Genomic DNA, 12,485 nt, shown 5'->3' with positions numbered 1-12,485 from the left:
CAGCAGCGCCGTCAGAACCCGCTCGGCTCCGTCTCGTACTCCGGGCCGCCGGCGCGGGTCGGGATCACCGTGAGAGCGTGCGTCTCCTCGAGCCACAGCAGGGCGTCGTAGCGGGCGCCCATCCGCGTGGGCACGTAGTTCCCGTACTCGCTCCGAGCGTCGTAGACCACCCCGATGGCGCGGTGGCCGCGCTCGCTCCCGAGCCACAGGGAGTCTCGGCGATCGGGGAACAGGAGGAGCGCCGGCTCGCCGAGGGCGCGATGCAGGAGGTCCTCGTGCGATCCTCGCCGTGCGGGCGGCACCGGCATCCGCTCCGCCGGCTCGCCCCAGGAGCTCGCTGCCGTGACCGTGCCGGAGGAGCAGGCGAACCCGACCAGGCGCACGTCGGCGTCCCCACGGCGCCGGCGGAGCAGCTCCCCGAGGTTCAGCATCCCCTCGGCCGCCATGTCGGTCGCGCGGGCGTCACCGATGTGGGTGTTGTGCGCCCACACGAGGCCGCGCGACCCGGGATGCAGGCGATCGGCGATGCGGTCCACCGTCTCGGCCATCGCGGTGTCGCGCAGATTCCAGGACTCGCTGCCGCCGCGCACCATGGCCCTGTAGTAGCGCTCCGCGCTCACCGCCACCTCCGCGTTCTGCAGCGCAGAGAACGCCTCGGGGTCGGCGCTGCGCTCGAGGGCGTGCACCCGCACCTCCCGCAGCAGCTGGAGCAGCTGCGGTTCACAGGACCCCGGGACGACACGGGTGCTCCAGGCGTACTCGTGCGGGTCCTCGCCGTACGGCTCCAGGCACTGCAGAGCCCGGGAGGCAGCGGGCAGGACGGCCGGCGCCGCGGTCTCGGCCCACGCGCGCACCTGGCGAAGCGAGTCCCAGAGCGAGTAGACGTCGAGGCCGTAGAAGCCGATGCGACGCAGCGGCGGCCGCCCCGAGTTCTCCCGCCGGAGCCAGTCGAGGAACAGGGCCACGTCCTCGTTCGCCCACATCCACGCAGGCCACGGCGAGTAGCCCTGCAGCAGCGTCCTCGCATCGCCGGGCTCCTGGTCGACGCCCCGCACCCACCTGTTGAGGCGCCAGCAGTCCGGCCAGTCCCCCTCGACGGCGATCCAGGAGAAGCCGCCCTCCTCGAGGAGCCGCCGGCTCACGGTGCAGCGCCAGGAGTAGAACTCCGAGGTGCCGTGGGACGCCTCGCCGACGGCGACGATCGTCGCACCCTCGACGGCGCCGATCAGCGGGTCGAGCGAACCCGCGTCGGTCAGCGGACGCGCCAGCGAGCGGATCTCGTCGAGCAGCTGATCGTCGGGCGCCCGGGTCACGACAGGATCGGCTCGTGGCGGCTCTCGGGCTGCAGCAGGGTGCGGGAGAACCAGTCCCGCGCGAGCACCGCCACCCGGTCGAGCGTGCCGGCCTCCTCGAACAGGTGCGACGCTCCGGGGACGACCTCCAGGGCGGCCTCGCCCGAAATCGAGGCCCGCGCCCTGCGGTTCAGCATCAGCACGTCCGGGTCCCGGCTGCCGACGATGAGCAGCACGGGGCACCGCACGTCGGCGAGCCGCTCGCCGGCGAGGTCCGCGCGGCCGCCGCGGGACACCACAGCCGCGATCCCGGGATCCGAGGAGGCGGCGCAGAGCGCGGCCCCCGCGCCCGTGCTCGCCCCGAAGTAGCCGATGCGGAACCCCGCGGTGTCCGGCCTGCTCCGCAGCCACTCGGTGGCCGCCCGGAGGCGGGACGAGAGCAGCGGGATGTCGAACACGGCATGCCGGTCCTGCTCCTCCACCGGGGAGAGCAGATCGAGCAGCAGGGTGCCGATCCCGGCCTCGGCGAGCACGGAGGCCACCAGCCGGTTGCGGGGGCTGTGGCGGCCGCTCCCGCTGCCGTGGGCGAACACGACGACGGCGCGGGTGCCCGCCGGGAGGTGCAGCCGGCCGTGCAGCGCGATGCCGTCGGCCCGGATGACGACGTCCTCCAGCGTGCCGTGCGCCGACACGATGTCCAGGTCCCGCTCGGGCGCCGCGTCGTCCAGGAGCGCGGCCACCTCGTCCTCGGTCACCTGCGGGTAGTCGCGGTAGAACGGCCGGACGCCGGGGAAGGCCCGGGGAGCGGCGAGGGTGACGATCTCGTCGGCCGACCGGACGAACCGGAGCCCCTCGCGCGCGGCCACCGGCACGGCGAGGACCACCCTCTCCGCACCCGCCGCGCGCGCCATCGTGCACGCCACCTCGGCGCTGACGCCGGTCACGAGGCCGTCGTCGACGACCACAGCGGTCCGGCCGCGCAGGTCGAGACGGGGCCGCCCGTCCCGCAGCCGGACCGTGCGGTCGGCCAGGATTTCCCGCTCGCGGCGCGTGACCGACGCGAGGTCGAGCGGCGTCACCAGGGCGCGGAGGAAGATCCCGGGGTTGAGGACCCGGGTGCCGTCCTCCCCGAGCGCCCCCATCGCCCCGTCCGGGAAGCGCGGCACGCCGAGCTTCCGGACCACGAGGGCGTCGAGCGGCGCGCCCAGGGCTCGCGCGACCTCGGCCGCAACGGGGATGCCGCCGAGCGGCACCCCGAGGACGACCGTGTCGTCGTTCCGCAGGTCGGAGAGCGATTCGGCGAGCCGGCGTCCGGCGTCGGCGCGGTCGGCGAAGAGGGGACGGGTGTCGGTCACGGGGAGGAACCTCCAGGTCGTTGAGCCATGACAGGCTCGCCCGGGGCTCCCCGTTATCCACAGGACCAAGGTCCCCTGCCGCTACCCCTCGACGGGAACTGGATAGCGGGCGGACTGCAGGACCTCGGCCAGGTGGGCGGCGAATCGGGCCACCGACTTCGTCGTCGACGCGACCTTGGGCGGGGTCTCCTCGAGGTCCTTGTAGTCGACGCTCCCCATGGCCTCGCCGTTCCAGTAGGTCACCCCCTGGGCCGGGATGGTGAAGCCGATGTCGTTGAGCGCCTGGAAGAGCTCCGCGGTGATCTGATGGGCCCCGTCCTCGTTGCCCACGATCGCGGCGACGGCCACCTTGTCGAACATGTTCGGCCGCCCCAGATCGTCCTTCTCGGACAGCTCGGCGTCGAGCCGCTCGAGCACGCGCTGGGCGACGCTCGTCATGTGCCCCATCCAGGTCGGGGTCGCCATGACGAGGATGTCCGCGGCGACGATCTGCTCCCGGATCGCGGGCCACTCGTCGCCGTCGCCCATGTCGGCCTCGACGCCCGGCTTCACGTCGTGGTCCACCACCCGGATGGTGGTGCCGCTCACCCCGACGGCCTCGAGCGCGTCCATGAGCTGGCTGCCGAGCAGCTCGGCGCTCGACTCCGCCGGGGACGGCTTGAGGGTGCAGACGAGACAGACGGCGGTGAGGTCGGACGGCACAGCAGCTCCTTCTTGAGATCCTGCTGGGCACTCTTCCCCCGTCAGCCGGGAATCGCCTGAGGCTCCGGGCCGCTGCGGCGAGGCACTCCCGCGGCCGCGTACACGTCGATCTCGTCGAGCGTCTCGTGCTCGAGGAGCGCGGACGCGATGGCGTCGAGCTGCGACCGGTGCTCGCGGAGCAGCCGGCGGGCCTCCCCGTAGCACTCCTCGATGAGGCGCCGGACCTCCTCGTCCACGCGGGCCAGCATGGTGTCCGAGACCCCGGCCGAGCGCGGGTCGCCCTCGCGCGGGATCACCGAGACCGGGCCGATGCGGTCGGACATGCCCCATCGCCCGACCATGCCGCGAGCGATCCCCGTCGCGTTCTCGAGGTCGTTCTCCGCGCCCGTCGTCACGACCCCCAGCACCTCCTCCTCGGCCGCCATGCCCCCGAGCGCGCCGATGATGCGACCGCGGAGGTACGCCTCGTCGTAGCCGTAGCGGTCCGTCTCCGGAGTGGAGAGCGTGACGCCGAGCGCGCGACCGCGCGGGATGATCGAGACCTTGCGGACGGGGTCGGCGCCCGGCTGCAGGATGCCCAGCAGGGCGTGGCCGCCCTCGTGGTAGGCCGTCCGCCGCCGCTCCTCCTGCGGCATCACGATGGTCCGGGCCGTGCCGAGCTGGATCTTCTCGAGGGCGTCGAGCAGATCGCGCTGCCGGATCTCGGACTGCCCACGCCGGGCGGCGGACAGGGCCGCCTCGTTGACGAGGTTCGCGAGCTCCGCCCCGGTCATGCCCGGCGTCGCGCTCGCGAGCCGGGCGAGGTCCACATCCGCCGCCAGCGGTTTGCCCCGCGTGTGCACGGCGAGGATCTGCTCGCGCCCCTTCTGGTCGGGAGCGTGCACGGTGATCGTGCGGTCGAAGCGTCCCGGGCGCAGGAGCGCGGGGTCGAGCACGTCCGCCCGGTTGGTCGCGGCGAGCACGACGACGCCCTCCGAGCCGGAGAAGCCGTCCATCTCGGTGAGGATCTGGTTGAGCGTCTGCTCGCGCTCGTCGTGGCCGCCGACGGCGCGCGCGCCACCGCGGGCCCGGCCGATGGTGTCGATCTCGTCGATGAAGATGATCGCCGGAGCGACCTTCCGCGCCTCGGAGAACAGCTCGCGCACCCGGCTGGCGCCGACGCCGACGATCATCTCGATGAACTCGGATGCGCTCGCCGAGAAGAACGGCACCCCCGCCTCGCCGGCGGTGGCGCGGGCGAGCAGGGTCTTGCCGGTGCCAGGAGGGCCGGCGAGCAGGACGCCCTTGGGCGCGCGGGCGCCGAGCCGGCGGTACTTGTCCGGATCCTTCAGGAAGTCCACGACCTCGGTGATCTCGGCCTCGACCTCGTCGATGCCGGCGACGTCGTCGAACGTCACGCGGACGCTCTCCGGATCGACCGGCTTGCGCTTGTTCCCGCCGCCGAACAGCATGCCCATCCCCTGCTGCTGCCGGCGGAAGATCCACCAGTAGAACGCGATGAGCAGGAGGATCGGGCCCAGCGAGAGCAGCAGGTTCCAGAGCAGGCCGCGCTCCTGGACGACCGGGGTCGCGAGCACGCTGGCGCCGTTGGCCTCGAGCTGGGCGAGCAGGTCGTCCTGGGCGAACGTCGGCCTCTCGGTGGTGAATCGCGTGTAGGTGCCCTCGCCCTCGCCCGGCAGGGGGGCCTCGCTGCGAAGGATGCCCTGGATGGAGTCGCCGCGGGAGAACACCTCCTCGACGTTGTTCCGCTCCACCTGACGCGTGAACTCGGTGTACGGGATCGGCGGCGCGCCGGCCATGGAGTCCTGTGCTGTGAAGAGCCCGAAGGTGAGGAAGTAGGCCAGCCCCGACCACAGCGCGACGACCCACCAGTTGGGACGCTTCGGCGGCGTCCGGTCTCCCTGCGCCAGCCCCTCGGTCCGCCAGGGCCGCCCCTGGGGGTCCGGCTGCTCGCCCTCTCGCCCCTCAGGCGGACGCCGCTCGTCCGAACTCGTGTCGCCGTTCACTGCCTGCCTCCCACGCGGGTGGTGCCGATGCCCGGATTCTAGGAAAGACCCGGGGGCTGCGGCGACCGGCTGGACAGCGAGGTCAGGCGTCGATCTTGTCGCGGTCCAGGTCGCGCGAGCCGTCGATGATGAACTCCTTGCGCGGCGCCACGTCGTTGCCCATCAGCAGCTCGAACACGCTCTCCGCGGCGGCCGCGTCCGAGACGCGCACCCGGCGCAGCATCCGGTGCTTCTTGTCCATGGTCGTGAGCGCGAGCTGATCCGCGTCCATCTCGCCGAGCCCCTTGTAGCGCTGGATCGGGTCGACGTAGCTCCGCTTCTCGCGCTTGAGCTGGGCGAGCAGGCCCTGGAGCTCCTGCTCCGAGTAGGTGTACAGGGTGTCGTTCGGCTTGCTGCCCGGGTTCTTGACGACCACGCGGTGCAGCGGCGGCACGGCGGCGAAGACGCGGCCCTCCTCGATGAGGGGTCTCATGTAGCGGAAGAACAGGGTCAGCAGCAGGGTCCGGATGTGCGCGCCGTCGACGTCGGCGTCGCTCATCAGGATGACCTTGCCGTACCGGGCGAGGTCGAGGTCGAACGTCCGTCCCGATCCGGCGCCGATCACCTGGATGATCGAGGCGCACTCGCTGTTGCCCAGCATGTCGCTGACGGATGCCTTCTGGACGTTGAGGATCTTGCCCCGGATCGGCAGGAGGGCCTGGTATTCGCTGTCGCGCGCGAGCTTCGCCGTGCCGAGAGCGGAGTCGCCCTCGACGATGAACAGCTCGCTGTTGCCGACGTCGTTGCTGCGGCAGTCGACGAGCTTCGCGGGCAGCGACGAGGACTCGAGCGCGTTCTTTCGACGCTGCGTCTCCTTGTGCGTCCGCGCGGAGATGCGCGCCTTCATCTCCGAGACGACCTTGTCGAGGAGCATCGACGCCTGCGTCTTGTCCTCGCGCTTGCTCGACGCGAACTTCTCGCTCAGCGCCTTCGTCACGACCGAGGAGACGATGCCGCGCACCGCCGGCGTGCCGAGCACCTCCTTGGTCTGACCCTCGAACTGCGGCTCGGGCAGGCGGACGGTGAGCACGGCCGTGAGGCCAGCGAGCACGTCGTCCTTCTCGATCTTCTCGTTGGCGCCCACCTTGAGCCGGCGTGCGTTCGCCTCGACCTGCGAGCGGAGGGCCTTGAGCAGACCCTGCTCGAACCCGGCCTGGTGGGAGCCGCCCTTCGGCGTCGCGATGATGTTGACGAAGCTGCGGAAGTTGGTGTCGTAGCCGATGCCCCAGCGCAGGGCGAGGTCGACCACGCACTCGCGCTGGACCTCGGTGGGCACCATGTGCCCGTTCTCCTGCAGGACCGGGACCGTCTCGGTGAAGCCGCCGGTGCCCGTGATGCGCCAGGTGTCCGTCACCGCGCCGTCCGTCGCCAGGAAGTCGACGAACTCGCCGATGCCGCCCTCGTAGCGGAAGCTCTCGATCGTCGGGACGTCCGCGCGCTCGTCGACGATCGAGATGCCGAGACCCGGCACCAGGAACGCCGTCTGCCGTGCCCGCGCGACCAGGTCCTCGAGGGAGAACGCCGCCTCCCGGGAGAAGATCTGCCGGTCCGCCCAGTAGCGCACCCGCGTGCCGGTCACGCCCTTCGCGACCTTGCCCACGACCCGGAGCTCGCTGCCCGAGATGAACGGGGTGAAGGGCGCGTCCGGCGACGGCAGGCCCTTGTCCGTGAAGACTCCGGGCTCGCCGCGGTGGAAGGACATGGCGTACGTCCTGCCGTTGCGGTCGACCTCGACGTCGAGCCGCTCGGAGAGCGCGTTGACGACGCTCGCGCCGACACCGTGCAGGCCGCCGGAGGCGGCGTAGGAGCCGCTGCCGAACTTGCCGCCGGCGTGCAGCTTGGTGAAGACGACCTCGACGCCCGTCAGGCCCGTCTTCGGCTCGATGTCCACCGGGATGCCCCGCGCGCGGTCGCGGACCTCGACGGAGCCGTCGCGGTGCAGGACGACGTCGATCGAGTCGCCGTGCCCGGCGAGCGCCTCATCGACGGAGTTGTCGATGATCTCCCACAGGCAGTGCATGAGACCGCGGGAGTCCGTGGACCCGATGTACATGCCGGGACGCTTGCGGACGGCCTCCAGTCCCTCGAGCACCGAGAGATGCCGGGCAGAGTAATCCTGAGCAGCCACCCGGCAAGGGTAAACGGCGGGTCCGACGGCGCCCGGGAGGCCGGGGGCGCGCCGCGAGGAAAGCAGGACGGCCGACGCCCCCGCTCAGGCCCCCGTTTCGTGCCCCCAACGCGGGCCTGTCCGCGGCGCGACGCGGGTGGGAGCATCAGCGGTGGCAGCGAGAAGTCAATCTCGTAACGATCGGCTACGCGCACAGCGAAACGGTGCCAGGCTTGAAGCAAGAGCGGAACAAGGGCGTGCTTTCATTGTTGAACTCAGTGACGCACCGGACACCACGAGGAGCAGCACATGTCGAACATCACTTCAGACGCCCTTGACGCTCCCCCGTATGAGCTGACCGCGCTCGACCGCTGCGACAGCTGCGGCGCGCAGGCGTACATCCGGGTCGAGCTGGGCAAGGGTGAGCTGCTCTTCTGCGCTCACCACGGCAAGAAGTACCAGGAGAAGCTCTCGAGCGTCGCGCGCAGCTGGCACGACGAGTCGAGCCGCCTCACCGACAACAAGGCCTGAATCCGAGACTTCGCTCGAGCCGTCCGCACGATGCGGGCGGCTCGACGCGTTTAACCGGGAACCTCACCCGGCTGCACCCGCGATCCGCCGGATCCTGCCGGTGAGGAACTCGCGCTCGGCCTCGTTGTCGGTGAGGGAGAGCGCGGCCTCGTAGGCGGCCACCGCCTCCGATCGTCGTCCCAGCCGCCGCAGCAGGTCGGCGCGGACGGCATGGTACGGACCGTACGCCGGCAGCGGAGCGGCGTCGAGCAGGTCGAGGGCCGCCGCCGGACCCTCTACCTCGGCCACCGCGACGGCCCTGTTCAGCTCGACGACCGGACTCGGGGCGACCACACGCAACTGGTCGTAGAGCACGACGATCTGCGCCCAGTCCGTGTCGGCTGCGGTGGCCGCGTCGCTGTGCACCGCGGCGATCGCCGCCTGCAGCTGGTACGGGCCCGGCCGGTTGCGGCGCAGGCACCGGCGGACGCTCGCCTGTCCCTCCGCGATCAGGGCGCCATCCCAGAGTCGCCGGTCCTGATCGGCGAGCAGGACGAGGGAGCCGTCCGCGGCCATGCGGGCGGGGCGGCGCGCCTCGGTGAGGAGCAGCAGCGCGAGCAGCCCCTCCGCTTCGGGCTCGTCCGGCATCAGCGCCACGAGCACCCGGGCCAGCCGGATCGCCTCCGAGCACAGGTCGTCGCGCACGAGCCGCTCGCCGGCCGTCGCCAGGTAGCCCTCGTTGAAGATGAGGTAGATCACCGCCAGCACGGAGGCGAGGCGCTCCGGCAGGTCCGAGTCCTCGGGGACCCGGTACGGGATGCGGGCGTCGCGGATCTTCGCCTTCGCCCGCACGATCCGCTGCGCCATCGTGGACTCCGGCACCAGGAAGGCCCGCGCGATCTCGGGGGTCGAGAGGCCGCCGAGGAGCTTCAGGGTGAGCGCCACCTGCGAGGCGCGCGCGAGGGCGGGGTGGCAGCAGGTGAACAGCAGGCGCAGCCGCTCGTCGGGCACGGCACCCTCCTCGGGGAGCTCGTCGATCCCCCGCAGCAGCTCGGCCTCGGCGTGCTTCCCGGCCCGTGCCGCCTCGCGGCGGAGCCGGTCGATGCCGCGGTTGCGCGCGGTCGTGAGGATCCAGCCCGCGGGACTCGGGGGACGGCCGTCGCGCGGCCAGCGCTGCAGAGCGATCGTGAAGGCATCCTGGACCGCGTCCTCGGCGAGGTCCAGGTCCCGGAACACGCGGGCGAGCACGGCCACCGCGCGACCGTACTCGGCGCGGAACACCGCCTCGACGGAGGCGCGTCCCGGCTGGGATCGCGCGTCCCTGCGCGCTCCCCCAGCCGGAACGGCCTCCCCGGCGGTCATTCCGCCGACGAGAAGGCGAACGGCCGCACCTCGACCGGCAGCCCGGTCGCCTGGGCGACGCGCCGCCCCCAGCCGAGTGCGGCGTCCAGGTCCTCCGCCCGGATGATCCAGAAGCCGCCCACGTGCTCCTTGGACTCCACGTAGGGTCCGTCGGTCAGCAGCGGGTCGGCGGCGTCCCGCGGGCGGACCACCGTGGCGGTGTCGGGCTGGTGCAGGCCGCCCGTGAACATCCACGAGCCCGCGGCCTGGATCTCCCGGTTGACCTCGTCGAGTCGCTGCATGACCGGCTCGAGAAGCTCCGGCGGCGGGACGATCCCGTCGGGCTGATAGAGGCTGAGCAGGTAGTGCGTCATGGTCTTCTCCTCGGTGTCGGTGCCGGTCCTCGCCGGCTCTCACCCTCTAGACGAACGGGATCGCCCGGAATCGACACCCTCGCAGAACTCCGGCTTCGCGGGTCGAACCTTAGCCGCGAGCGGGGAAAACGCATCCCCTGCGACGCCCCAGTCGCGCCCCCCTAGCGGGGGCCAGGCCTTCTGGCAAGCACCGCGACAGGACGAGTGAACGCCCAATAGAGTGTCCCTCTGTCCTCAGTGCACAGAGCCCTGTCAGGAGATTCACGAAGTAGACGCAGGAAGGAGCCGAGGTGGGACGAGTACGCCACGAACCGATCGAGATCCTCGGGTCCTTCGAGAGCACGTTCATGCCGGCCCATGACCGGGACGTGATCGAGACCACCGAGCACGACAAGCGGTGGCGCGAGGATCTGCTGCTCGTGACGGACATGGGGATCACCCGGCTGCGCTACCCGATCCGCTGGCACCGGATCGAAGAGGTCGAGGGCGTCTTCGACTGGTCGGAGACGGACGAGATCCTTGAGCACATGCGCGACCTCGGCCTGCGCCCGATCGTCGACCTCGTGCACCACACCAGCTACCCGGCCTGGCTCACCGACGGCTTCGCCGACGAGCGCTTCGGTCCCGCCTACCTCCGGTACGCCGAGGCGTTCGCCCGCAGGTATCCCTGGGTCGAGGAGTACACGCTCTTCAACGAGCCGTTCGCCACCCTCTTCCTCTGCGGGCACGAGGCGATCTGGCCGCCGTACCGATCCGGCCTCGAGAGCTTCGTCGACCTGCTGGTGAACGTCCTCCCGCCCGTCGCGGAGGCGAGCCGGCTCTACCGGGAGCTGCTGCCGTCCGCCCGGCACGTGTGGAACGACTCCTGTGAGCGCCATATCGGCACGGACGCGTCGGGCCAGTCCTACGCCGACCTCGCCAACGAGCGGCGGTTCGCGGTCCTCGACGCCTTCCTGGGTCGGCCCTACGACACGGAGGGCCCGTTCGGGAGGCTGCTCCACGAGTCCGGCGGCGAGCGGCTCCTCGGCATCGAGGGCGGCTCCGTCGACGTCCTCGGTCTCGACTACTACGCCCACAACCAGTGGACCTTCAGCATCGAGGGCGGCACGACCACGAACCCCGACCCCACGCCGTTCGCCGACCTGATCCAGGAGTACTGGGAGCGCTACGGGCTGCCGTGCCTGGTCACCGAGACGAACATCCGGGGCCACACCTTCGATCGCGCGACGTGGCTCAAGTACGTGCTGGAGCAGTGCGAGATCGCTCGGGACCGCGGCATCCCGATCGACGGCCTGTGCTGGTTCCCCTTCATCGACTCCACCGACTGGAACTCGCTGCTCTTCCGCTGCGAGGGGCACATCGATCCGGTCGGGGTGTACTGGCTCGACGAGGAGCTCGACCGCCGCGCGTCGGTCATGACCACGTCGTACGCCGCAGCCGCCGCCGGGGTGCCGGCGGTGGACCTGCCCGCCTTCGAGCTCGCCGAGCCCGTGGCGACCTGGTTCCGCGGCTACCTGCCGCAGACCTCCCACTGGGAGTGGAGCCCTCCTCCGGAGGAGCCCCGCGCCCGCAACCTCCCTCGAATCACGACAACCATGGAATTGAGGATCGTCGATGCGCAGTGAACTGATCGTCCTCTCCCACCTCCGCTGGGACTGGGTCTGGCAGCGTCCGCAGCAGCTCGTCTCGCGGCTGAGCACCGCTGCCGGTCGACGAACCTGGTTCGTGGAGGAGCCGATGACGCCTCGAGATCATGAGGTGCAGCAGAACCGGCTCGTGTCGGAAGAGGTCGACGGACTCACACGCGCCTGGCTCGAGATCCCCGACCCCGGCCACCACGTCGGCTTCGCCGACGAGGTCATCCCCGACTACATCGAGCAGCTCCCCGAGCTGATCGGCCCGCGCGCCTGCGAGCGCGTGGTCTGGATCTACACCCCGCTCGCCCTCGAGGCAGCGCTCGCCCTCGAGCCGACCACCCTCGTCTACGACGTGATGGACGACCTCGCCGCCTTCAAGGGCGCAGCACCGGAGCTCGTCGTCCGCCAGCGGCAGGCCCTGCGCAGGGCGGACGTCGTCTTCGCCGGCGGCCGCTCGCTGCACCGGTCGGTCGTGCGGCAGGGCCGCACGGACGCGATCCTCGTGCCGAGCGGCGTCTCGATCGCGGACTACGCCGTCGCCTCCCACCACAGGGCGCGCAACGCACGGCCGGTGGCGGGCTTCGTCGGGGTCCTCGACGAGCGCCTCGACATCGACCTCCTCGGCCAGGTGGCCGAGGCGGCGCCCGACTGGGACATCAGGATGGTCGGTCCGGTCGCGAAGATCGATCCGGCGGACCTCCCTCAGGCCCCCAACATCTCCTACCTGGGGATGGCGCCCTATGCGGAGCTGCCGCGTCACATGGCGAGCTTCGACGTGGCGATCATGCCCTTCGCGCTCAACGAGGCGACGAAGTCGATCAGCCCGACGAAGACGCTCGAGTACCTGGCGTCCGGCCTGCCCGTCGTCTCCACCCGCGTTCCGGACGTCGTCGCCGACTTCCCCGGGGTCGTGGACCTGCAGGACGACGCCGCGGGGTTCGCGGCCGCCTTCGACCGGCTCCGGGGCCGTGCCGGCACGGTCGCCAGCGAGCGCGTGCGGCGGATCCTGCAGCGCAACGACTGGGACGCGATCGCCTCGCGCATGGATCAGATGATCTTCTCCGAGCGCTCCGACGGCACCGAGCCGGCGGCCACCGCCTGACCCCCGCAGCAGACAGGAAA

10 protein-coding genes are annotated in these 12,485 nt (G+C 71.4%); 3 read left to right on the top strand and 7 right to left on the bottom strand.

What is annotated here, in order from left to right:
• Positions 1 to 11: 11 nt before the first annotated feature.
• The 5 genes from J3P30_RS12200 to J3P30_RS12180 all read right to left on the bottom strand — a co-directional run bounded on the left by J3P30_RS12200 (position 12) and on the right by J3P30_RS12180 (position 7,522).
• A complete protein-coding gene (locus J3P30_RS12200; RefSeq protein WP_210481293.1) occupies positions 12 to 1,313 on the bottom strand; it encodes an erythromycin esterase family protein in 1,302 nt (433 codons plus the stop codon).
• A complete protein-coding gene (locus J3P30_RS12195) occupies positions 1,310 to 2,647 on the bottom strand; it encodes a phosphoribosyltransferase family protein (RefSeq protein ID WP_210481292.1) in 1,338 nt (445 codons plus the stop codon). Before J3P30_RS12195 ends, J3P30_RS12200 begins: the two co-directional genes overlap by 4 nt.
• 81 nt (positions 2,648 to 2,728) lie before the next feature.
• Complete coding sequence (locus tag J3P30_RS12190) at positions 2,729 to 3,349, bottom strand: NAD(P)H-dependent oxidoreductase (protein ID WP_210481291.1); 621 nt, start codon at positions 3,347 to 3,349, stop codon at positions 2,729 to 2,731.
• 41 nt (positions 3,350 to 3,390) lie between these two features.
• Positions 3,391 to 5,355 (bottom strand): ATP-dependent zinc metalloprotease FtsH, encoded by a 1,965-nt coding sequence (gene ftsH / locus J3P30_RS12185; RefSeq protein ID WP_210481290.1) that lies wholly within the window; start codon positions 5,353 to 5,355, stop codon positions 3,391 to 3,393.
• Between the two features lie 82 nt (positions 5,356 to 5,437).
• A complete protein-coding gene (locus J3P30_RS12180) occupies positions 5,438 to 7,522 on the bottom strand; it encodes a type IIA DNA topoisomerase subunit B (RefSeq protein WP_210481289.1) in 2,085 nt (694 codons plus the stop codon).
• A gap of 288 nt (positions 7,523 to 7,810) precedes the next feature.
• Between J3P30_RS12180 and J3P30_RS12175 the strand changes: the two genes are divergently transcribed.
• The gene (locus tag J3P30_RS12175; RefSeq protein ID WP_210481288.1) at positions 7,811 to 8,032 is read left to right on the top strand and encodes a hypothetical protein; all 222 of its coding nucleotides are present in this window, start codon (positions 7,811 to 7,813) and stop codon (positions 8,030 to 8,032) included.
• A 63-nt stretch (positions 8,033 to 8,095) separates the two neighbouring features.
• Here the strand turns inward: J3P30_RS12175 and J3P30_RS12170 are convergent, their stop codons facing one another.
• Together J3P30_RS12170 and J3P30_RS12165 are read right to left on the bottom strand one after the other, a co-directional pair.
• Positions 8,096 to 9,373, bottom strand: coding sequence for an RNA polymerase sigma factor (locus tag J3P30_RS12170; protein ID WP_210481287.1), 1,278 nt, complete (start codon positions 9,371 to 9,373; stop codon positions 8,096 to 8,098).
• Positions 9,370 to 9,726, bottom strand: coding sequence for a YciI family protein (locus J3P30_RS12165; RefSeq protein ID WP_210481286.1), 357 nt, complete (start codon positions 9,724 to 9,726; stop codon positions 9,370 to 9,372). Before J3P30_RS12165 ends, J3P30_RS12170 begins: the two co-directional genes overlap by 4 nt.
• A 290-nt stretch (positions 9,727 to 10,016) precedes the next feature.
• Between J3P30_RS12165 and J3P30_RS12160 the strand changes: the two genes are divergently transcribed.
• Both J3P30_RS12160 and J3P30_RS12155 read left to right on the top strand, forming a co-directional pair.
• A complete protein-coding gene (locus J3P30_RS12160) occupies positions 10,017 to 11,351 on the top strand; it encodes a family 1 glycosylhydrolase (protein ID WP_210481285.1) in 1,335 nt (444 codons plus the stop codon).
• Complete coding sequence (locus J3P30_RS12155; protein WP_210481284.1) at positions 11,341 to 12,465, top strand: glycosyltransferase; 1,125 nt, start codon at positions 11,341 to 11,343, stop codon at positions 12,463 to 12,465. The genes J3P30_RS12160 and J3P30_RS12155 overlap by 11 nt, the downstream gene beginning before the upstream one ends.
• The last annotated feature ends 20 nt before the right edge of the window (positions 12,466 to 12,485 follow it).

Origin of the sequence: Naasia sp. SYSU D00948, from assembly GCF_017916515.1 — a bacterium.
GTDB lineage: Bacteria > Actinomycetota > Actinomycetes > Actinomycetales > Microbacteriaceae > Naasia.
This window is presented reverse-complemented; position numbering and strand designations above follow the sequence as displayed.

Coding starts and splice junctions, on each gene's coding strand:
- J3P30_RS12155 (WP_210481284.1), top strand. CDS start 11,341: ATGCGCAGTGAACTGATCGTCCTCTCCCACCTCCGCTGGGACTGGGTC.
- J3P30_RS12170 (WP_210481287.1), bottom strand. CDS start 9,373: ATGACCGCCGGGGAGGCCGTTCCGGCTGGGGGAGCGCGCAGGGACGCG.
- J3P30_RS12175 (WP_210481288.1), top strand. CDS start 7,811: ATGTCGAACATCACTTCAGACGCCCTTGACGCTCCCCCGTATGAGCTG.
- J3P30_RS12165 (WP_210481286.1), bottom strand. CDS start 9,726: ATGACGCACTACCTGCTCAGCCTCTATCAGCCCGACGGGATCGTCCCG.